We start from the raw sequence: 20,276 nt of genomic DNA, 5'->3' as shown, positions 1-20,276 counted from the left end.
GAGTTGCCGAGAAGAACCGTAGCACGCGCTGATCGGCTGGCCGATCAGAACAGGGGAGAATAAAAACAACCTCCGCTGGCGCTCGAACGAGACATGGGCGTCAAGTAACATTTGACAAAGCGCTGACGTCAACTGCGGTGCTACCGTGTCCCCCCTCGGCACGAAGAGGAGTGGGGTCGATGGAGGACAGCGAGGACTTCGGTGTCTGGCTCGGGCGGCAGCTGCGCCGCAAGGGCCTGTCGCAGCAGGGGCTCGGCCAGGAGCTGGGTCTGACGCGCGCGGCTGTGTCGGCGTGGGTGACGGGCAGGGCCCGGCCGAGGCCCGAGGTGATGGTCAGGATCGCCGAGATCCTGGAGACGGATGTCGCCACTCTGATCACCAGGGACGCCGACGCCGGATCGGACCGGCCGATCGGTTGGTATCACCGTCTCGCCCACCACGACGGCGGCCGGGAGTACGGCAATGCCGCGGCCTTCGCCTTCGATGCGAACCTGTCCGTGTTGGCCCGGGAGGCCACGCAGAACGCGCTGGACGAACGGCTGGACCCACGCCGTCCTGTACGGGTGCGTTTCACGCTGCACGAGCTGACCGGTGAGCACCTGCACGCCTTCCTTTCCGCGCTGAAGTGGGACGAGCTGGAATCCCACTACGCTGCCGCCGCTGAGTCCCGGCAGAAGGCGGGTCGGGTTCTGGCCGAGGGGCTCAGGGCACTGCGCGAGGACGCTTCCCTTCTGCTTCTACGGATCGATGACTACAACGCGTCGGGCCTGACCGGGCCCGAGTACGGGGACGGCCGGTACGCCGCGGTGGTCCGCCGTCAGCTGGACAGTCACAAGAGCAACGATCGGGCGGGCGGCTCGTACGGATTGGGCAAGGCGACGCTGTGGGCGGCCAGCCGGCTCGGCCTGGTCCTGATCAACAGCACCCTGTCGGAGGCGCACGAAGGTCGGACGGCTCGCCGGGTGGTCGGCCGTCTGGATCTCCCCTGGCGTGAGGTCGAGGGGGTCGCCTACGCCGGGCCCGCGTGGCTCGGCCAGCCTGACAGCGAGAAGGCGCACGAAGGCGTCTCCCGCTCCTGGTGGGCCGACGAGCGCGTGGTCGCGGACCTGCGACTCGACCGGGAAAACGACGACCCCGGAACCTCGTTCCTCGTCGTCGGCGCCCACGACGCGGCCGGCGGCAGTGACACGCTGGAGGACCTGCACGCGGCCCTCGGGCGAGCGCTCTCCGACAACTTCTGGGCCGCCATGACCTCCGGACGCTCGACGCCGGCACTGCTCGAAGCGTCGGTGCGTGCCCTTCGCAACGGCGAACCGGTGGTTGCGGAACGCCGGGTCGATCCGCTCGACCGGCACCCCGCGCTCGTGCACGCGCTGCGTGCGTACATCGACGGTGAGACGGTCGATGAGCTCACGGCCCCCGGGCAAGTAGCTGCCACGGAGGTCGCTCTCGCCGTCCCGTCGCTGCGCACGACGGGACGCAGGGGGGTGGGAAGCAGCCATCACGCGGTGCTCCTGGTCACCCAGGCCGCCGATCAGGACGAACAGCACAGCCGCATCGTGTGCATGCGGGGTAACCGGATGACCGTCATGGCTCGGCCCCCTCGCAACCTGGGGATCGGGGTGGACCCGTTCCAGGCCGTCCTCCTCGCCGGCTTCGCCACGGGCGACGACAGCTCGGCGGCACATGCCGCTGAGGAGTTCCTGCGGGCCGCCGAGCCGCCGGAGCATGACAGGTGGGGGGTGACCGACGAACTCACCGCCGCCTACGCCAACGCTCCCCGCCGCTTGTCCGAGTTCAACGCGGCCATGGACACGGCATTGAGGGGCGTGATCGGGCGGCGTGCGATGGGCCGTGGAACGGTCGGCCACGAGGTCCTCCGGAAGTTGCTCCGTCTCGACCTGCCCCCGACGGCGAGCGGCCGTCGTAGACACCCGCTGGTGGACAGGGTGGTCGGGAAGGTGGACGCGACCGGAGCCTGGACCTTGGATGTGACGTTGGACGTTCCACAACGGGATGTCGGCTGGCAGCTGTCGCCGGTGGTCAAGTTCGACGTGCGATCGGGCGGCCGCCCCTCGCTCGAGTGGGCGGAGCTGTCCGCGAAAGAGAACTGTCGGGTCGTGGAGGGAAGGCTGGTCATCGATCCGGATGTGCGTTCCGCGCGTTTCGGCGGCGTGACCGCCGTGAGCAGTCATCCGGTGGCTGCGGCCATGGCCGGTGTGATCGTGGATATTCAGCAGGTGGGAGAGGCCTCGGCATGAGCGCGGTGTACGCGTACCCGACGTTGGTGGGGAAGATCGAGGTCGCTGTCCGAGGGGCGAACATCGACGGGAAGCCTCTGCAGCTCTCGCTCATCTCGCAACGTGATCAGGTCGTCGCCCTCCATCAGGTCGAGCGGGACGACTGGAACGAGGGTGTCCTCGACATCGAAGTCTCGCTCCCCATGGACGAGTTGGCTGACGGCCCGTGGTCCGGGGTCAGCTGTGTCGCCGTACTGACCGAGGGGGCTACGAACACACGTGTGGTGAGTGGCCTGGAACGGCGCCGGCACGATACGCACTGGCGGGGCGAGGTCCGGGTGCGTCGCTCCGTCCACGCCGCGCGTGCCCTGCTCGACGTGAGCGTCGTGGGTAGTCACGGTGGCGTCGGCGGGCGCATCCTCGGTAAGGCGGACGCTCCATGGGTGGTGGACCTGCTGGCCCGTACGCCGGCCAGGCAACGCGACCTGGAGATCGTGGAGGAGGACTTCCGGGACGGCCCGCATCAGTGGTTGCGCCCGTTCGCGGAAGCGCCCTGGCTGGTCGATGCAGCGGGTGAGTCGCCGACCGTCCTGCTCAACACCTCCTTCGAGGGTCTCTCCGCACTGCTGTCCGGTGCGCGTGGTCCGTTGGAGAAGGCGACCGCAGGACTCGTGGCCGCCCAGGTCGCGGGTGAAGCATGGACGACCATGTTCCAGTCCGCTCTGAGCAACCTCGACTTCGACGAGGACGGAACCCCTCATCTGCCCACCGGTTGGCGGGGGGTTGTGTTGCGCTCGATGCTGCCGGAGGTGTTTCCTCGGCTGCCGCTTGCCGACGCGCTGAGAGAGGCCCACGACCGCCGGGCGGATGGCCGAGGATGGGCGGAGGTCCAGGCGCGGATCGAGTTCGCGGCCGGAAAGCGTAGCCAGTTGCCCAGGAACCTGCTGGCGACCATCCGAGCCGTTTCCCGTTCCCAGGAAGGTGCGCGCTGATGAACCGTACACACACGGAGATTCCTGCACGTCTCGCTCTTCTTCCCGGGGCCCGTGCCACGGGCTTTCTCACCCACGGCGTGCGTGCCGGTCAGGAGGCGCTCCCGCATGTGGCGCTCCTCCGCGCGAGCAGGCCGATCCAGGACGACTCCGTTCGGTGGAACGTCGACGCCGTACGCGAGATCGTCGAGGAGGCGATGCGCAGGTTCGACGCGGTCAGGACCGACGCCGACGCCTGGCTGGCGCCCCGGCTGCACGCCACTCTGCGCCTGACACGCGCGGAGGCGGCGGATGCCGGGCTCTGGAACTTCCTCGCCCTGGCCGTGGCACCGGACTTCGTTCTGTGGCGGCACCTACCGCCCGGCGCGGCCGGCGACGGCTCTCCCAAGAAGACCAACAGCGCCAGATTCGTGGGCCCGCACTACAGCCAGGCATTCGCCCGGCTCTGGTGGTCGGCCGAAATGTTCCGTGACGGGCCCGACTACAGGCCTGCGGAGATCGCGTGCGGTAACCAAGACATGATCAATACTGCTCTTCGACTCGACGCCATCGATCACAAGCCCACCGCTCTGGCCCTGGTATCGGTCCTCAAGGGACTTGCGGACGGCGGAGCCACGCGCCTCGGTGATCGGGTCAACGCGCTGTGCACGGCGGTCAACGTAGCGGGGAGCACACTCATGTACGAGGTGATTGCGCCCGACGATCCGCCCCGTCACGACGCGCTCACTGAGTGGATCGCGGATGCGGAGTCCGCCGCCGTGCCGTGGGAGAGGCTTCCCGACGGGCCGGACGACGGCACCGTCCGGCGCTCCTCCCTCGAGATCCTTTCACGCATGTTCGAGCAATTCTCCGCAGAGGCGCCGTTGCGTGACAGGGCCCCCTCGGGGGCTGCAAGGGATTGAATTCCCATGGGACCGAACAGCTCACACGTCCTCGGCGACGACCTCGTCCGCTTGGGTATCAAAGCGCTTCGGCTCCCATGACGCCAGCTTGTTGATCAACTCCTCGTCGGGTGGCGGGAGCCGGAGCGCACTGCTGAGGATATGCAGCGAGAGGAGCGGCGGAATGGCGTTTCCGATCTGCTGGGCCACGTCGGTGGACCGCCACGGATAGCGGGCGGGGAACGACTGGAGGAGCCCGCCCTCTTCGAGCGAGAGCCGCTCCAACTCCTCCCCCATCTCCTTCTCGCCCGCCTCGTTCTCCTTCAGGAGGAACAGTCGGTTGCGGCGGAATTTGCCGGTGATCGTCGCGGCCGGCTCCTCGGAGGTGCGGCGCCCCCGGTTCTTCGGGTCGCCGCCGGAACCGTAGTTGGAGACCAGGACGAAGTCGCGGGGGCGAGTGGCGGCGAGCGCGTCCCCGACGGACACCCAGGGCTTCTTCCTGCCGTCCGTGGAGCTCTTGGGCGGGGTGAACAGAGCGGAGCCCTGCTGTTCGGCCGTCTTGCGGTATCGCTGGTGGGTCGCCTCGGGGAAGTACACGTCCCGCCCCGTGTGCTCCGGGTCCCACTGGGCGATCAGCACGGCACGCCGACGTGTCTGTGGAACGCCGAAGGCCTCGGCTTGAAGGACATGGGCGCCGGCCGCATAGCCGATGCTGTTGAGTAGCTCGGCGTAGTGCTTCCACACGGGCAGCACGGTGGGTACCTGTTCCAGCACCACTACCTCGTAGGGCCTGCCACGCTTGAACTTCGCCTCCATGATCCAACGCAGCGGTTGGAGCACGAACCCCGTACGCGCGTCGGACATGGAGTCGGTCTCGCGCTCGACCGCGTTCCAGGCCTCGTCGAAGGCCTCGCGGTTCCTGGCGCCGACCAGGCAGCCGGCCAGCCGCTTCACGTCCTCCAGAGCCTTGTGGCCCTCCCGGTTGCCGGCCACGGAGAACGACTGGCAGGGCGGGCCTCCGGTGAGGACGTTCGCGTCCTTCACCTCCGGGTCGCACGGGCCCAGCGCGGCGACGTCCTTCTCCGTGGTGGTGCGGAGGCCGGCCGCGACGCGCGTCGCGCGGGTCGGGTCGTCCCACTCGACCCCGATGCTCTCCACTCCCATGATCGTGGCCGCGATATCGAGGCCACCCGGGCCCGCGAACAAGTCCACGATGCGGAAACTTGCAGGTGGGAGTGATGGGTGGGGCCTGGGGGTCATGGGATGGAAGTGTAGCCGGCTTTGGCTCCGCTCCCGACCGCTTCCCGCGCTCTCAATCGCGCAACGCCTCGGCGACGGCCGCGCCCAACGCCCTCCCCACCGCCGGCGGCGAGGCATGCCCGATCTGTCGATACCGAGCCGTCTTCCGGCCCGCGAAGCGCCACTCCGCCGGGAAGCCCTGCAACAGCGCCGCCTGCGCGTCCGTGAGCTTGATCAGCCCCTGGGTGTTGTCATCCTCCGGGCCGGGAACCTCGTCGGCCAGCGCCCCGCCGTTGACCCCCATCCGCGCCCAGGCGGCCTTCGTGCCGGTCGGCCCCAGGTCGGCGCCGCCTCGGTTGTCCGAGCCGCCGACCAGAGTCGGCGCCACGGCGGCCGCCCCGGCCGCCCAGGCGTCCGCGCCGCTCCACCCGCGAGCAGCCATGGAACACCGGAGCGCTCTGCCCACCGACACATGATCCTTCACCGTGGGCACCGGCGGTCGGAATCGGTCGAAGTACCGCTCCTTGAGGGCGACGACCACGCCCTGTTTACGGTCCTGCGGCACCCCGAAATCCGCTGCGTTCAGGACGAACCAGTGGAGCCGGTACCCGAGGTGCTCCAATTCCATCCGGACGAACTCGCGCAGCGGCTCGAAGGCCGCCACGTTGACGAGCCCCGGTACGTTCTCGATGATCACGGCGCGCGGCTGGATCGAGTGCGCGAGGAGGACGGCCGCCTTGAGCAGCTCCTCCTCCTCGTCGGTCTCGGCCCTTGCCGCCGTCGCGCTCGACTTCACGCGAGGAAGCCCCGCGGACAGCAGGTCGACGTCGTACGTGTGCGGATGCTCGTCCGGCACGAAGTCCAGCAGGTCCATCCGCAGGACCTTCCAGTGCGGTCGGTTCATGCCCAGCGTCTCGCAGGCGACGGGCTTCCTGTCCAACAGCAGCACCGGATCGAACCCGGCCTGTTCCAGCCCGAGGGCCAAGCCACCGGCCCCCGCGCACACGTCCACGAACCGCAATCCGCTCACGAGCCCCCGCGTCCCCTCTCCCGATCGACGGCTTCCGCCACCTTCTCCGCGACCTGGACCGGTGCCTGGTGCTCCCAGAAGCGCAGGACCGTCCAGCCCTCGGCGACGAGGTGCGCCGTGGTCTCCGCGTCCCGCGCCATGTTGCGATCCAGCTTCTGCCGCCACCATTGCGCGTTGGACTTCGGTTGCGTCGCGTGCTCGGGACAGCCGTGCCAGAAGCACCCGTCCAGGAACACGGCCACCTTGGCCCGCGTGAAGGCGATGTCGATCGTCCGCCGGGACATGTGGGGCACCCGCTCGTTGAGGCGGTACCGGTAGCCGGAGGCGTGCAACAGCTTCCGGACCGCCACTTCGGGCGCCGTGTCGCGGCTCGCCTGTCGGCTCATGCGGGCGGACACGGCCGGGGAGGAGGGTCTGGCGGTACTCATCACTGCCAAGTCTCCTACGGCCGACCCTCTTCGCGATCGATGACGGCGAAATCGTCCTTGCTCGAATCAATGGCACGGAAGCGCACCAGGTTCCGCTGTCCCGCCTTCGCCGAGGCCGGTGCGACCAGGGCGAACGCCATGACCACGTCCCCGGGGTCGATCGTGCCGCCGGGCCCGAGCCGCGGCTCGGCCTCGACCAGGGGGTAGAGGACCACGACTCCTCGCCGCTCCCGGACGAGCGATTCGACCAGGGGGTCGCCGGAGTCCTTCAGCGCACCGGCGATCCGCAGGGCGACCCCGCGGTGCTTCGGCTCGCTGATCGCTCCGAAGAGGTCGCCGCGACGTCGGGTACGACGCGCCAGGGAGAGAGGACCGTGTCCGAGAATGTTCGCCCCCGCCCCCCGTCCCGATGTCTGCTGCGGGGCGATCACCAGCCAGTCGTCGATGCCGTCGCCGGTCTCGCCCGCCGAGACCAGGGACTGGAGATGGGGCGAGAACTGGGCGGGAACGGACCACTTCAGGTCGCACAGGACGCCGAGCAGCGTGCTGTGGTCGATGGTGCCCAGCACCGCCTCGTAGCTGTCGTCCCGACCGGTCCCGGCGGCGGAGCAGCGCAGGGTGACCCGGGTCCGGTCCAACGCCCCCAACACCGCCCCCCAAGCCTCCACGTTCCCCCGCAGTTCCGCCGCCCCCACCGGGTATGCCGTCGGTTCCACCCACTGGCCCGGGGACCTGATCTCCACCAGTTCCGCGTTGAACATCTTGTTGCGGGCCGAGGGGCTGATCAGGGAGAGGTGCTGGGAGACCAGAGGGGGGATCTGGGCCGGGGTGACCTGGGGCTTGCCGTCGATCGGGGTGGCGTAGCGGGTGAGCTGGGCGCGGAACGTCTCCTCGTCGCGGCAGATGGCCTCGAAGGCCTCGTACAGGTCGATGGTCGTCGTCCTGCCCAGCGATTCCTCGCGGCCGATGTAGAGGCGGACCAGGTCGCGGTAGCCGGGGCGGAAGCCGAACCAGCGGCCCATCTGCATCAGGGTGTCGGCCTGCCGGGTGGTGCGGCGGTAGTAGGTGACCGTGAGGCCCTCGACGGTGAAGCCCCGGGAGAGCTTGGTGCCGCCGACGAGGATCTTCCACACGTGGGGGGTGCGCTCGAAGTCCAGGTCGGGCTGGTCGTAGTCGCGCTCGGTGTCGCCGTTGACGACCAGGACGGGGGTGCCGCCGGCGTTGATGAGCCGGCGGGCGCGCGAGACGTGGCCCCTGAGGTCCTCGTACGACTCCGGCATGGGCAGGCCGTCGTCGGCGAAGCGGTGGAAGTCGGAGGCGAGGAGGGCGGCCAGGCGGTCGTGGCCCTCGCGGCCGGTGTAGGCGGCCTGGTGCCACATGGAGTTGATGCGCAGGGCGAGGGCCGTGTGTTCGGCCATCCGTACGGACTCGTGGACGAGCATCGTGTGGTGGCGGAACGGTCCTGCGGGCACCCCGAGGTCGGCGCGGTACAGCTTGAGCGCGCCCGTGAGGACGAAGGCGTCCAGAGCCTCTTGGAGGCGGTCGCCCGTGTCCTCGTACACACCGCGGACGTGGGTCTCCTCGGCGGTGCCCCCGTCCGTGTCCAGGTCGTGGAAGTCCTGGACGCCCATGTAGCCGGCCGGGCGGGGCAGCGAGATGAGGAAGTCGCGCGGGAAGATGTCCTCGCCGTCGCCCGGGTCGACGAAGACGTTGGCGAACGGGGTCGCGGTGTAGCCGACGTACTGGGCGCGAGGCAGGAGGCCGAGCAGCTGGGAGATCTGGCCGTTGATGGCCGAACGGGCGACCTTGCCCTCCTCCCACTTCTTCGGGTCCGTCGTGTTGACCGATGCCTGGTCCGACTCGTCGTCGATGATCAGCGCGGGGATCTCGGAGAGGATCGGGCCGATCTTCTTCAGGTCCTTGATGAGCTTGGCCAGCACGGACTTGTTCTTCTTCACGACCATGACCCGGGCGGCCGCGTGGTGCAGGTTGGCCGGTGCGTACAGCGGCTCGGTACGGGACTGCTTCTCGAATTCGAGGGCGCGGATGCCGTTCAGCAGGCTCTTGTAGTCGTCGTCGCGGGTCGTGAGGCGCTCGATGTCGAAGGCGCCGAGGGCGGAGGGCCGGCCGCCGTGGCTGACGAACTTCTCCGGCCAGTCCGCGTCGTCCTGGTAGTCGATGCCGACCAGGGCGTCCGGGTCCGCCGGATCGGCGCCGCGCAGGATGTTCTCCTGGCCGATCAGTTCCATGTCCAGCCTGCGCTGGGTCTGGCCCCGGAGCAGGTTCAGGGTGCCGCCGAGGACGATGACCAGGCGGTATCCGGCGTCGATGGCCTTCGCGGTGACCCCGGTGAAGTTGGCGGTCTTGCCGGACTGCACGTAACCCACCACCAGGCCGCGCGCGCCGTAAGCCTCGGGGCGGGTGGGGTCCGCGAGGCGCTCGACCACGGCGTGGCTCGCCTCGTCGAGTCCGGAGACCGCCGTGTCCGGCCAGCCCTTGCGGCGCAGCAGCCGCTCGTAGGCGGGCCAGTAGAACGCGCGCGCGGCGGCCGCGTCGCGCGAGTACCAGGAGACGAACTCCTTGCTGATGACCGTCGGTCCCGGCTCCTTGAACACCGGGACCACGCTGTCCAGTGCCTTGCGCAGGCCTACTCCGAAGCCCAGCCGCTCGTACGTGTCCGAGCGGCGCGCGTCCGTACGGGCCGGTGCCGCCGACCAGTCCGCCTGCTCCACCAGGTCCCAGGCGGTCAGCGTACGGTGCCACAGAGTGATTAGCCCGTCGCCGAGGCCGGCCGCGAGAACGCGGTCCCTGAAGTGGGAGAGCCTGGTGTCGGCGGGGTCGTCGTCGTCCTCGGAGAGCGCGAGGACGAGCTTCGCGAAGGGCCTGGGTCCCCGCCGCATCGCGGCCAGGACATCGCCGTGCAGGGTGAACAGGGGGTCGGTCATGGCGGGGCGGCTCTCTCGGATCGGATCGGAACGGAACGGGGACGGGGACGGGGACGGAAGCCGGGTAGGCGGGACGCCGGGCGGGGGACGCCGGCGCGTGGATCAGCGGTCGAGTTCGCAGCGCGCCGCCGTGACCAGGACGCTGTTCCACAGCGCCACGTTGTCGGTGTGGACGGCCCGGACCCGCTCCTTCTGGAAGATCTCGTTGACCATCAGATAGAGCATGCTCTTGATCACCGGGGCGTCGTTCAGGCCCCCGCGCCGGCCCCCGTTGAGGACCTGCCGGTACGTCCTGTTGAGCCGGACCTCGCGGTTCTCCCGGTCCAGCTCGAAGAACACGTCCGCCGGCAGGCTGTCCCAGCGGAACGCGATCGGGTCCTCGCCCTCCAGCTCCGGCAGCTCGTCGCGCAGCGTGCGCCGCAGCTTCGGGTCCATCCCCTTCCCGGCCGGGAGGACGGCCTTGCGCTGCGGTTCGGTGGCGCGCCTGGCCGCCTCCCGGTACGTGAGCGCGGCCTCCTGGACGTACGCGGCGAAGCCGTGCCCCGTGGCGTCCACGGCCTGCTCCAGGCCCCGGGCGAACGCGGGGGTGACGGTGACGCCGTCCTTCTTCACCGTGAGGTTGAAGACGTCGTTCGGCGCGGACGGCAGGTCGACGGCGATCCGGGCGAGCGCGAGGTGGCCCTCCGGGCTGCGGGTGCTGTTCCAGCCGCCCGCCTGGACGAGGCGGTCGTTGCGGTAGATGTAGAAGCCCTGGCGTTCGGCGAGCGGCCCGATGCCCCGGAAGCTGACCAGCGGCGACTTCGGCGGCCAGATGTGCGCGGTCAGCGCGACCCCGCCGACGCCCTCGACCGGCGCGGTGTACGTACGGGGGAAGCCGGCCCGGCCGGGTATCCGGTAGCCGAAGGGGTCGATGGGCTCGACTCCGCGGTGGTCCAGCTCCTCCTTCGTCCGCACGTCCTCGACCACGATGTCGATGTTGAAGCCGTCGCGGGCCAGGAAGCGGTGGAGGTAGAGCCCCAGGTGGGTCTCCAGCTTCTCGATCGCGTCGTTGAGGTAGCGGTCGGCCTGGCCGGTGGTGATGGTGTCGAAGGCGCGGACCCGGTCCCAGCGCACGATCGTGCCCTGCCACTGGATGACGCCGTCGTAGCGGTCGACGAGGTCCTGGCAGTACCCCGGATCGACGATGTCGCAGGTGAAGTCGGCCTGGGCACGGGCCGTCAGCCAGCGGCGGCCGGTGGACGGGCTGCGCCTGGTACGGCTGATCACGGTGAGCGAGTCGGCGTGCGACAGCGACGCCGCCTTGAGCCCCGCGCCGAAGTGGCCGAGCGCCGCGTCGTCGTAACCCTGGCGGCCGCCCACCGTCATCGCGGTGTCCAGAGCCGCGTCGTCCATGCCGCGGCCGTCGTCGATGACGAGCAGGCTGACCAGGCGGTCCTCGTCGCGCAGGAGGCTGACGACGACGTTACGGGCGCCCGCGTCGATCGAGTTGTCCACGAGGTCGGCGATGGCCGCCTCGAACCCGTACCCCTGGTGCGTCAGCGACTCGACGTAGCGCGCGGCGGGCGGGAGCCGCTTGGTGCCGGTGGTGGGGACCTCGAACTGCCAGTCGGCAGAGGGCTGATACGGCGGCATGAAGCCTTCCTCGCGCACACAGAGCTGGGACCTGAGTGGGGAGGTGCGGCCCTGGGATGAGTAGGTGGGTTGTGATGATATTGCAAAGGTCGGACAGTGGGGAATCCCGGTGGCAAAGGGAGGGGAGCGCTGTCGGCAGGCGCGTCAGCGCCGCTGTCCGTCGAACCAGGTCCGGCACTCCGGCTGGTGGGACCGGGCCGTGAGCAGGATTGACAGGACGAGCCAGACGGCGATCAGGATCGGGACTGGCAGGAAGGCCCACAGGAGGACGGTGAAGAGGATGGCCACCCAGCCGTAGGCCATGGCCGAATTGCGCAGGTCGGGGTGGCGTGTGGGGAATTTGAGGGCCGTCACGATGCCCCAGGCGGCCACCGCCATGATGAGCAGGCCGACGAAGACCACCGTGCCCGCGTGCTCCTCGCCGGGGGACGACCGGCAGCACACCGAGGCGTCGGCCTCGCCCCAGACGGAGGTGGCGACGGAGACGCTGTTGGTCACCAGGGCGAGGCCGATGACGGCCTGGACGCCGCCGGTGACCATCATCAGCACCCGCAGGCCGCTGACCACGGCGGGCATTGGGGCGCCCTGCGGTCCGCCGCCGCCGGCGGTGGGCGGGTGCGGTGGGCGGGGCGGGCCGTCGGCTCCGGGGTTTTCGCGCTCCCAGGGGCGTGGCGGCCGCCTTCTGCCCGGTGTTCCCGGGTCGTCGGTGCTCATCCGGTGGCCTTCCCCCTGCGTCCGTGGTTCAGGAGGCCATGATCGGGGGCGGCCGGGTGCCCGGCCAGGCACAAGTCGGCCATACGTGGGGGGGAGTTACGCGGAGGCCGGTGCCGGTGCCGGTGCCGGTGTCTCCGGTCTCAGGTCCCGTACGTACCCCACCCCCGGCTTCCCGCCCAGCACCACCTCCTCGCCCGTCTCGACGAACCCCGTCCGGGTCAGGACCGACCGCGAGGCCGTGTTCGTCAGCGTGGCCGCCGCCCTGAGCGTCGTCAGGGCGTACGACGTGCCGCACAGCGTGAAGAGCCGGCGGACCGTTGCCGTCGCCAGGCCGCGCCCCGTCGCCTTCTCCGCGAGGCGGAAGCCCAGTTCGGCGGCGCCGTCGGCCACGTCCACCAGGTTGAAGCGGCCCAGGATCTCGTCCGTCCCGTCCGCCACCAGGACGTGGAAGTGGCAGGCGCCCGTCACCTGCTCGGCGAGCAACGCCGCGTGACGGGCGGGGAAATGGGCGAAGTAGTCGTCACCCCGGTCCGGGACCGACGCCGCGAAGAAGGCGCGGTTGGCCTCCTCGAAGGCGAGGACGGCCGGGGCGTGGTCGGGGCGCAGGCGCTGGAGTCCGGGCATGGCGGCAGGGTACGGAGGCGGGGTGCGGCCCGGCATCCGTAATACCGGCCGCCGCCCCGATACCGAGCAGCCCTGCTACCGGCCGGCCCCGTTATCGGCCGGGCCCCGCAACCGGTCGGCCCTGCTACCGAGCCGCACCCCCATGGCACTCCCGGTACGAGACCCCCGACCCGCACCAGCAGTCCGCGCTCTTCGCCGGGGGCCACGGGACCGCGCGGCCCCGGGCGGCCAGGGTGGTGGCGTACTGGGGGAGCAGGTCCGGGTCGGCCGGGGAGGCGGCTTCCGAGGCGGCGAAGGCTTCGTAGGAGGGGACCGTGCCCGTGACGATGCCGAGGTTGGGGGTGCCCGTGGCGTGCAGGTCGCGCAGCGCGGCCTCCAGGCGGTCCAGGTGGTCCGGGTGGGAGGTGTACTCGCTGCCCAGGCTCGGGTACGAGGTGAGGAGTTCGCGGAGTTCGTCCGCCGGCCAGTGCAGCACCGCCACCGGGAAGGGGCGCGACAACGCCGTGCGGTACGTGCCCAGTTCGGCGCGCAGGCGGGTGATCTCGGCCCGCAGCTCGCCCGGGTCGGAGGAGCCCAGCGACCACAGGCGCTTCGGGTCGTGGAGTTCGTCCAGCGGGACCGCCGCCGTGTGCAGCGTGTCGGCCAGCTCGTCCCAGGCGTCGTGCGGGACGCCCATCAGCCTGCGCACCCGGTGGCGGCCGGTGAGCAGCGACTGGGTGGCGTACGGGACCTCCTCGCCCGGCGCGATCAGCAGGCGCAGGGCCGTGGAGAAGACGTCGTGGGCCGCTTCCAGTTCGTCGTGGGCCTCCAGCGTCTCGGCCGCGATCTCCCAGGGGGCCGCCTGCTGCGGGGCCGCGGTGCGGATGCCGTCGATGAGCGCGCGGGCCTCCGCCTCGTGGCCGTACTCCCACAGGTTGGCGGCGTTGAGCGCCTTCACCAGGTGCGGGTGCTCGGTGCCGGGGGCGCCGAGCAGCTCGTCGTAGAGCGTCGTGGCGCGGGCGCGGTCGCCGGCGAGCTCCAGGTGGGCGGCGGCTTGGAGGAGCAGCGGTTCGTGGTCCTCGGGGTACTGCGCCGCGGTGCGGAGCAGGCGCTCGGCTTCTTTGAGGTGATCGGCGGGAGTGTCGGGACGCATGAATGACACCGTACTGCTGTGCGGGTGCGGGGCGGGGGTGTGTCCAGGGCCCGCCGGAGTGACTCTCGTCCCGCCTCTGGAGTGTTGCGGTGAGCGGGCCTATCGTGCGCGCCGTGGTCAAGCGGATACCGGTGGTGGTGCAGCGCGACCCGCGCCGCGGGCGTCTCGTCGCGCGCGGGCTGTGGACCGGGGCGGAGCTGGTGGTGACGCTCGGCGTCGTCCTGCTGCTGCTCGTCGCCCATCAGCTCTGGTGGACCAACCGCCAGGCCCGCGCCGACGCCGGCCGCACCGTCGACCGGCTGGAACGGGAGTGGGAAGCCCCCTCGGCGCAGCCGCCCGAACAGCCCGGGGCCGATGCCGGGCCGGAGGCCACCGCCCCGTCCGGCGGCGCCGCGCCTTCCCCGGCGGGCGGCGGCCCCTCCACCGGACAGCGCCCGGCAGCGGCGAAGCCCGTGACCGACCAGGCGTACGCCGTCATCCGCATCCCCCGCATCTCCCTCACCGCCCCCGTCGCCCAGGGCATCGGCAGGAGCGGTGTCCTCGACAAGGGGTACGCCGGGCACTACCCGGGCACCGCCCAGCCCGGCGGCCGGGGGAACTTCGCGCTCGCCGGCCACCGCAACACCCACGGCGAACCGTTCCGCTACATCAACCGGCTGCGCGCCGGTGACCGGATCACCGTCGAGACCCGGGACGCCGTCTACACGTACACCGTCGACAAGACCCTCGCCCGGACCACCCCCGGCGACAGCGGGGTCGTGGCCGCCGTGCCGCGCAGCAACATCGCGCCGTACCCCGGGTATCACCGGGCCGGGTCCTATCTGACGCTGACGACGTGCACCCCCGAGTTCACCTCCCGCTACCGGCTCGTCGTGTGGGGGAAGCTGACGGGGGCGCGGGGGCGCTGACCGGGGCGGGGCCGAGAGGCAGGCCGGCACCGGCCCAGTGGTGCCCGGCTGTCGGCCGGGCAGCTACTGACCGAGCTGCCTGGCCGAGAGGATCCGAAGGCGGCGGCGAGCGTAGTCGGTCTCGGGGTGTTCGGGGCCGAGGAGGCGCTCCCGGTCGGCCAGGACGCTTTTCGCCAGGGCGATGGCCTCCGTGATGCGCCCCGCGTCCCCGTATGAGGCGGCGAGGTTGGAGCGGGTGCGGAGGGTATCGCGGTGAACGGGGCCGAGGAACCGTTCGCAGTCGGCGAGGACGCTTTCCTCCAGCGCGATGGCGTCCGTGCTGCGCCCCGCCTGGGCGTAGTAGAGGGCGAGGCTGTTGCGGGCGCGGAGGGTATTGAGGTGGGTGGGGCCATGGAGCTGTTCCTGGCCGGTCAGGAAGCGTTCTGCCAGGGGGATGGCCTCCGTGACGCGCCCTACCTGGCTGTAGACGGAGGCGAGGGTGGCGCAGCTTGTCAAGGTGTCGCGGTGGGTGGGGCTGAGGTAGCGTTCCCGGTCGTTCAGGACGCGTTCCGTTTGGGTGATGGCGTCCTCGGTGCGCCCCACAGCCGCGTATGAGGCGGCGAGGTTGGCGCGGGTGCGAAGGGTGTCGGGATGTTCGGGCCCGAGGATTCGCGTCCGGTCGTTCAGGAGGTTCTCCGTCTGTGTGACCGACTTTCCGGTGTGCCCCACCTGTCCGTAGGCGAAGGCCAGAGCGTCGCGGGCGGAGAGGGTTTTGGGGTGTTCAGGGCCGAGGGCTTTCCTGCGGTCGGTCAGGATCTCTTTCGCCAGAGTGAGGGCTTCCGCGTTCCGTCCCGCGTCTGCGTAGAAGGTGACGAGGTCGGCGCGGAACTCGAGCGTGCTGTGATGTATGGGACCGAGGAGTCGTTCGCAGTCGGCCACGACACGTTCGGTCAGAGGGATGGCTTCCGCTTTCTGCCCCGTGCCCCTGTACAGATTGCTGAGCCCGGCGCAGGCGCGGAGAGTACTGGTGTGCGTCGGACCGAGAAACTCGCGGCTGGTGGTGACGAGGTGTTTCCAGTACGCGACCGCCGGTGCGGCGAAGCCGGTGCTGATCCAGCTTGATCCGGCGCGGTGGAGGACCTCGTGGCCCTTCGGGTGCCAGAGGTGGCTGCCAGTGAGTCGGTGGAGCTGGTCGGTGTTGGCGCGCAGGGACGCTGCCAGGTCGGGATGGTCGTGATCGGGGTCGGGCCAGATGTCCAGGAGACCATCGGCAGCCGCCCGGGCGAGGGCGGGCAGGGCTGCGTCCCCGAGCGGCTCGCGGGTGGCGCGGGCGGTGAGTGCGTGGATGCGCAGGGCACGTGGGTCCTGGCCACGGCCGCTGCTGATCAGCGCGTACCGGCGCAGGACGCGGAGGGTCGCTTCGGCCTGTTCGGCGGTGACGTCCTCGGGCCGGGGTGCGTCGTCCGGGGCCGGGTCCCGGTGTTCGGTGAGGTATGTCAGGACGGCCGGGGTCGTCCACAGGGCGCGGGGATGCCCGGCGGGGTCAAGGAAGGCGGCGAGGCGGAGGGCAGGGCGAGCGAGGCCGACTGGCTCGGTGCGCTGAGCGGCGTCGAGTGAGAGCAGCAGAGTGGTTGCGATCTCTCGTCCGTAACCCTCGGCGTCGGCTTCTTCGGGGAGCAACTGCCCGAGGGGCCGGGTGCGGTCGCTGAACAGGCCCAGATACCGCGTGCAGGAGAGGTCCTGGTTGAGCATGTAGGCGGCGGCGTGTCCGAGCGCCAGCGGCAGACGTCCGAGCACTGCGGCAAGGTCGCCGACGGCGTCGTCGAGAAGGTGCTCGGCGTCGTCCTCGGTCAGGCGGGTACGGAGGTACGCGGTTGCCTCGTCCGGTGTGTAGACGCCGACCCGTACGCGTCGTCGCCCGTTGCCCGTGAGGCGTGCGTCGTGGATACGGATGGTGGCCAGAACCCGCCCGGTACCGGTCCGGCTGGACGGCCACCAACCCCGCAGGCCCGCCGGGTCGGTGATGTCGTCCAGGACCACGAGCCACCGGCGGTCAGTGGTGGCCAGCCACGACAGAAATGCCCGCGCGTCCCGCTCGGCGTCCTCGCCGGTCGCATCCGGCACGGAGACGCGAGTGGCTGTCTGGGCGTACACCGCGATGACCTGCTGGACCTCGGTCGCGCCTGCCCACACCACGAGGTCCATGCCCGCGTGGACGGCCTCGGCGGCGTATAAGGCGGCGAGTTGGGACTTGCCCACCCCGCCGCCACCGGACAGGATCTGCGTCGGGGTAGCCGCAGCGCCCTGGGCCGGAGCGGCGTCGATCTCGTCCCGTAGCGCCGTCCGCGGCTGGAACGCCGAGGCGAGGGCGGGAACGATGCCGACCTCGATCGGCCAGGTCACCTCACGAGCGGCCAAGTGGATGTGCACGCTCCGGTTGTCGTTCACCTTGCTCTTGATGCCGACCGCGTTGTGGTTCGCGTCTCTGCCTGCCCCCACCGCACCGTCGCCCACCATGATGTGCTCGGGACTCCCCGGTGCGCGTTGAGGGTCGGGAACGGGCGCCTTCGCCGTTGTGGAGGCCGCCTCGGCGCTCCGGCGCCACCGCCAACGAGGGCTCATCGGCGTTCGCTGTCGTCGCCGAGGGCGTTATCCCGTACGTCCCCGGCGGCGGCGATTCCGTCCCGCCCGGCGCGCACGTCCGTCGGCTGCCCAGCGGCACGATTTCTGCCGGGTGCTGTGGAGGTACCGACGACTGCGGAACGGTCACCGACGGCATTGCCGACCACATCTCCGCCGGCAGCGATGCCACCTTGCCCGGCGCGCACCTGCCGTCGCCCACCACTGCTTCCGGAACCACGTGCCAGAGCGACCACGGACAACACGAGAGCGGCGAGCCCCACGACGGCACCCGTCACACTTGCGGTGCGGTCGGCCATGCCGGGATTGACGACCAGTGCCGCGATCAGCCCGGCCGAGACCAGCCCGGCCGCGATGGCGACAATCCACGCGGTGGTGCGCGCAGCCCCCGAAACAGTCATGTCCCAACCTCCCCGTCGGACCTGAAAGCACGTCAATTATCGCGTATTCGGCGGTTGCGCGACAGAGGTTCGGCGCCCAGGTGCTCGGACATGACCGGCCCACACATTCGTATCCGCACCGCGAACGGCACGAAGAGTCGGCACGACCGCTGTCAGCGCGCGCAACGGCCGGGTCGTAAGGTTTCCCGACGTGCTCAGACGACGTCCGCAGTTGTTGTGGTTGCTGGTCCCCTACGTGCTCTACCTCGGCGCGCTGCCGTTCGTGAACCGGGTGCGGCCCGTCGTTCTCGGGCTGCCGTTCCTCTTCCTCTGGCTGCTCGGAGCGACCCTGCTGACCCCCGTTGCCGTGTGGCTGACCCGGCGGGGGGACCGCCGGTGAACGCCGCCGTCGCGACCTCCGTCTTCGGGGTCTTCATGGTGGCCACCGTCGCCCTCGGGCTGTTCGCCGTACGCGGCCGGCGCGGCGGTGAGGGCGGGGGCGGGCTCGCCGAGTGGTCGGTGGGCGGGCGCAGTCTGGGGACCGTCTTCATCTGGGTGCTGATGGCCGGTGAGGGCTACACCAGCTTCAGCTACCTCGGCGCCGCGGGCTGGGGCTACAACTACGGGGCGCCCGTTCTCTACGTCGTCGCGTACATGTCCTGCGGGTACGCCGTCGGCTACGTCGTCGGGCCGCTGCTCTGGGCGTACGCGCGCGAGCACGGACTCGTCGGGATCACCGACATGGTCGCCCACCGCTTCGCGCGGCCCTGGCTCGGCGCGCTCGTCGCCGTCCTCGCGACCGTCTTCCTGCTTCCGTACATCCAGCTCCAGATCACCGGCATGGGCGTCGTCGTCTCGACGATCTCCTACGGTGCCATCAGCCTGAACTGGGCCTACTTCATCGCCTTCGCCGTCACCACCGGCTTCGTCGTCGTCAGCGGGCTGCGCGGCAGCGCCTGGGTGTCCGTGCTGAAGGACGTCCTGGTCATCGCCACGCTCGGCTTCCTGGCGATCTACGTGCCCGTGCACTACTTCGACGGCTACGGGCCCTTCCTCGACCGGCTCGTCACCGAGAAGAGCGAGTGGCTGACCTTCCCCGGGCACGGGGACAGCGGGCTCGGGCAGGCCTGGTTCATCACCACCTCGTTCCTCAACTCCCTCACCGTCGTGATCTTCCCGACCACCGTCGCCGGCTACCTCGGCGCGAAGAACGCGGACGTGCTCCGCCGCAACGCCATGTGGCTCCCCGCCTACAACGTCCTGCTCTTCGTCCCGATGCTGCTCGGCATGGCCGCCCTGTTCGTGGTGCCGGGGCTCGTCGGCGCCGAGTCCAACCTCGCCCTCTTCAAGCTCGTCGTGGACTCGCTGCCCGCCTGGTCGGTCGGGATCATCGGGGTCGCCGCCGCGCTGTCCTCGATCGTGCCCATGGCCGTCTTCATGCTGGTCATCGGCACCATGTGGGGGCGGAGCGTGCTCTCGCTCTTCCCGCGCTGGGAGCGGCGGCAGAAGGGCGCGGCCCAGCTGGTCGTCGTGGTCGCCGGAAGCCTCGCGCTCCTGCTCACCTACACCGCCCCGAACACCCTCGTCCGGCTCTCGCTCATCTCGTACGAGGGCATGGCGCAGCTGCTCCCCATGGTGCTGCTGGGGCTCGTATGGCGGCGGCTGACGTTGGCCGGGGCGATGAGCGGGCTCGCGGTCGGGGTCGGTGTGGTGTGCGGCTTCGTGTTCACGGAGAACGATCCGGTGTGGGGCGTGAACGCGGGCATCGTCGCCCTCGGTGCCAACCTCGCCGTCGCGCTCGTGGTCACGTACGCCGGTCCGCGCGAGCGCGACGAGCGGCCCGACGAGGAGGTACTGGCCCGGGACGACCTGGACGCGCCCGTCGGGGTGAGCTGACGCCCGCCTGTCCGGAGGCGGGCGCGCGGGCCTGCGCACGGGCTGTCAACGGCCGTTGACCGCTTCGGGGCATCGTGTATAACGGATGGACGGTTGGAAGCGAGTGAGTGAGCGAGTGAGCGAGCTGGGAAAGGGGGCAGCCCCATGAATGCCGACGCCATGAACCGCGTACGCCGTGGTCTCTCCCGCGCCCTGCGCCCCGCCGGGCTCCTGCTCTTCCTCCTCACCGAAGTGCTCCTCGCCGAGGGCGGCAGCCTCTCCGCCGCCGTCGCGCTCGCCGCCACCGCGGCCGCCGGCACGGCGCTCGTCGCCTGCTCGGTCATCAGCGCCCGCTGCGCGACCCCGGTGCCCCGCACCCAGGTCCGTACCGCCATGCGCGACCGGGAGAAACGCACCGCGTTCCTCCCCCAGCGGGACCCCGACGCCCAGGGACGCCGCCGCCCCCGAGCCCCGGGCCGTGCCCTCCTGACGGCCGCGTAGGGCACACCCCGTACAGGGCACACCCCCGTAGTGGGGCACACCTCCCGCCTCCCCTTCCGTGGGACGGACGGGCTCTCGCGGACCGTCATGCCGAAGCAGCAGCCCCTTCACTTCCGGCACGACGAGACCCCCGGAG

The 20,276-nt window shown here is 70.6% G+C and carries 17 protein-coding genes; 7 read left to right on the top strand and 10 right to left on the bottom strand.

Translation table 11 applies throughout. The features are described from left to right. Nucleotides 1–179: 179 nt before the first annotated feature. From P8A18_RS11230 to P8A18_RS11220, 3 genes are read left to right on the top strand one after another with little or no spacing between them, the layout of a single operon-like run. On the top strand, nt 180–2,261 hold the full coding sequence (locus P8A18_RS11230; protein WP_306053815.1) for a helix-turn-helix domain-containing protein: 2,082 nt from the start codon (nt 180–182) through the stop codon (nt 2,259–2,261). Continuing rightward, nucleotides 2,258–3,232: a tautomerase family protein gene (locus P8A18_RS11225; RefSeq protein WP_306053814.1), complete on the top strand. Its 975-nt coding sequence runs from the start codon at nt 2,258–2,260 to the stop codon at nt 3,230–3,232. Before P8A18_RS11230 ends, P8A18_RS11225 begins: the two co-directional genes overlap by 4 nt. After that, on the top strand, nt 3,232–4,134 hold the full coding sequence (locus P8A18_RS11220; protein ID WP_306053812.1) for a DUF6339 family protein: 903 nt from the start codon (nt 3,232–3,234) through the stop codon (nt 4,132–4,134). Before P8A18_RS11225 ends, P8A18_RS11220 begins: the two co-directional genes overlap by 1 nt. 21 nt (nt 4,135–4,155) lie before the next feature. On the opposite strand, the gene P8A18_RS11215 is transcribed toward P8A18_RS11220, so the two are convergent. The 8 genes from P8A18_RS11215 to P8A18_RS11180 form a co-directional block, all read right to left on the bottom strand. Continuing rightward, entirely contained in the window at nt 4,156–5,325 is a 1,170-nt protein-coding gene (locus tag P8A18_RS11215) for a DNA cytosine methyltransferase (protein ID WP_306053811.1), read from the bottom strand. 100 nt (nt 5,326–5,425) lie between these two features. Next, a complete protein-coding gene (locus tag P8A18_RS11210; RefSeq protein WP_306053810.1) occupies nt 5,426–6,382 on the bottom strand; it encodes a DNA cytosine methyltransferase in 957 nt (318 codons plus the stop codon). Then, nucleotides 6,379–6,810: a very short patch repair endonuclease gene (locus P8A18_RS11205; RefSeq protein WP_306053809.1), complete on the bottom strand. Its 432-nt coding sequence runs from the start codon at nt 6,808–6,810 to the stop codon at nt 6,379–6,381. The genes P8A18_RS11210 and P8A18_RS11205 overlap by 4 nt, the downstream gene beginning before the upstream one ends. A gap of 14 nt (nt 6,811–6,824) precedes the next feature. Then, nucleotides 6,825–9,755, bottom strand: a complete 2,931-nt coding sequence (locus P8A18_RS11200) for a Z1 domain-containing protein (protein ID WP_306053807.1) — start codon at nt 9,753–9,755, stop codon at nt 6,825–6,827. Nucleotides 9,756–9,857: 102 nt separating this feature from the next. Next, on the bottom strand, nt 9,858–11,387 hold the full coding sequence (locus P8A18_RS11195; protein ID WP_306053806.1) for an ATP-binding protein: 1,530 nt from the start codon (nt 11,385–11,387) through the stop codon (nt 9,858–9,860). Between the two features lie 144 nt (nt 11,388–11,531). Continuing rightward, the gene (locus P8A18_RS11190; protein ID WP_306053804.1) at nt 11,532–11,963 is read right to left on the bottom strand and encodes a hypothetical protein; all 432 of its coding nucleotides are present in this window, start codon (nt 11,961–11,963) and stop codon (nt 11,532–11,534) included. A 234-nt stretch (nt 11,964–12,197) separates the two neighbouring features. Then, on the bottom strand, nt 12,198–12,725 hold the full coding sequence (locus P8A18_RS11185) for a GNAT family N-acetyltransferase (protein ID WP_306053802.1): 528 nt from the start codon (nt 12,723–12,725) through the stop codon (nt 12,198–12,200). A gap of 124 nt (nt 12,726–12,849) precedes the next feature. Then, complete coding sequence (locus P8A18_RS11180; RefSeq protein ID WP_306053800.1) at nt 12,850–13,857, bottom strand: SEC-C domain-containing protein; 1,008 nt, start codon at nt 13,855–13,857, stop codon at nt 12,850–12,852. Nucleotides 13,858–13,961: 104 nt separating this feature from the next. Here P8A18_RS11180 and P8A18_RS11175 point away from each other — a divergent pair, with 104 nt between their 5' ends. After that, nucleotides 13,962–14,765, top strand: coding sequence for a class E sortase (locus P8A18_RS11175; RefSeq protein WP_371933767.1), 804 nt, complete (start codon nt 13,962–13,964; stop codon nt 14,763–14,765). Between the two features lie 63 nt (nt 14,766–14,828). Here P8A18_RS11175 and P8A18_RS11170 read toward each other — a convergent pair whose 3' ends face one another. Both P8A18_RS11170 and P8A18_RS11165 read right to left on the bottom strand, forming a co-directional pair. After that, entirely contained in the window at nt 14,829–17,243 is a 2,415-nt protein-coding gene (locus P8A18_RS11170; protein WP_306053798.1) for a tetratricopeptide repeat protein, read from the bottom strand. A gap of 119 nt (nt 17,244–17,362) precedes the next feature. Beyond that, nucleotides 17,363–17,785 carry a hypothetical protein gene (locus P8A18_RS11165; protein ID WP_306053796.1) on the bottom strand — a complete coding sequence of 141 codons (423 nt, stop codon included), beginning with the start codon at nt 17,783–17,785 and terminating at the stop codon, nt 17,363–17,365. 220 nt (nt 17,786–18,005) lie between these two features. On the opposite strand from P8A18_RS11165, the gene P8A18_RS11160 reads away from it, so the two are divergent. From P8A18_RS11160 to P8A18_RS11150, 3 genes are all read left to right on the top strand, one after another. After that, the gene (locus P8A18_RS11160; RefSeq protein WP_018555811.1) at nt 18,006–18,164 is read left to right on the top strand and encodes a DUF3311 domain-containing protein; all 159 of its coding nucleotides are present in this window, start codon (nt 18,006–18,008) and stop codon (nt 18,162–18,164) included. After that, the gene (locus tag P8A18_RS11155; RefSeq protein ID WP_306053795.1) at nt 18,161–19,660 is read left to right on the top strand and encodes a sodium:solute symporter family protein; all 1,500 of its coding nucleotides are present in this window, start codon (nt 18,161–18,163) and stop codon (nt 19,658–19,660) included. Before P8A18_RS11160 ends, P8A18_RS11155 begins: the two co-directional genes overlap by 4 nt. Nucleotides 19,661–19,804: 144 nt before the next feature. After that, a complete protein-coding gene (locus P8A18_RS11150; RefSeq protein WP_306053793.1) occupies nt 19,805–20,140 on the top strand; it encodes a DUF6412 domain-containing protein in 336 nt (111 codons plus the stop codon). Nucleotides 20,141–20,276 lie beyond the last annotated feature (136 nt).

The sequence above is a fragment of the Streptomyces sp. Mut1 genome (assembly GCF_030719295.1).
Taxonomy (GTDB): domain Bacteria; phylum Actinomycetota; class Actinomycetes; order Streptomycetales; family Streptomycetaceae; genus Streptomyces; species Streptomyces castrisilvae.
This window is presented reverse-complemented; position numbering and strand designations above follow the sequence as displayed.

Excerpts from the sequence above, each read along its gene's own strand:
- P8A18_RS11230 (WP_306053815.1), top strand. The coding sequence starts at position 180 with ATGGAGGACAGCGAGGACTTCGGTGTCTGGCTCGGGCGGCAGCTGCGC.
- P8A18_RS11225 (WP_306053814.1), top strand. The coding sequence starts at position 2,258 with ATGAGCGCGGTGTACGCGTACCCGACGTTGGTGGGGAAGATCGAGGTC.
- P8A18_RS11220 (WP_306053812.1), top strand. The coding sequence starts at position 3,232 with ATGAACCGTACACACACGGAGATTCCTGCACGTCTCGCTCTTCTTCCC.
- P8A18_RS11205 (WP_306053809.1), bottom strand. The coding sequence starts at position 6,810 with ATGAGTACCGCCAGACCCTCCTCCCCGGCCGTGTCCGCCCGCATGAGC.
- P8A18_RS11200 (WP_306053807.1), bottom strand. The coding sequence starts at position 9,755 with ATGACCGACCCCCTGTTCACCCTGCACGGCGATGTCCTGGCCGCGATG.
- P8A18_RS11195 (WP_306053806.1), bottom strand. The coding sequence starts at position 11,387 with ATGCCGCCGTATCAGCCCTCTGCCGACTGGCAGTTCGAGGTCCCCACC.
- P8A18_RS11190 (WP_306053804.1), bottom strand. The coding sequence starts at position 11,963 with ATGCCCGCCGTGGTCAGCGGCCTGCGGGTGCTGATGATGGTCACCGGC.
- P8A18_RS11185 (WP_306053802.1), bottom strand. The coding sequence starts at position 12,725 with ATGCCCGGACTCCAGCGCCTGCGCCCCGACCACGCCCCGGCCGTCCTC.
- P8A18_RS11180 (WP_306053800.1), bottom strand. The coding sequence starts at position 13,857 with ATGCGTCCCGACACTCCCGCCGATCACCTCAAAGAAGCCGAGCGCCTG.
- P8A18_RS11165 (WP_306053796.1), bottom strand. The coding sequence starts at position 17,785 with ATGACTGTTTCGGGGGCTGCGCGCACCACCGCGTGGATTGTCGCCATC.
- P8A18_RS11150 (WP_306053793.1), top strand. The coding sequence starts at position 19,805 with ATGAATGCCGACGCCATGAACCGCGTACGCCGTGGTCTCTCCCGCGCC.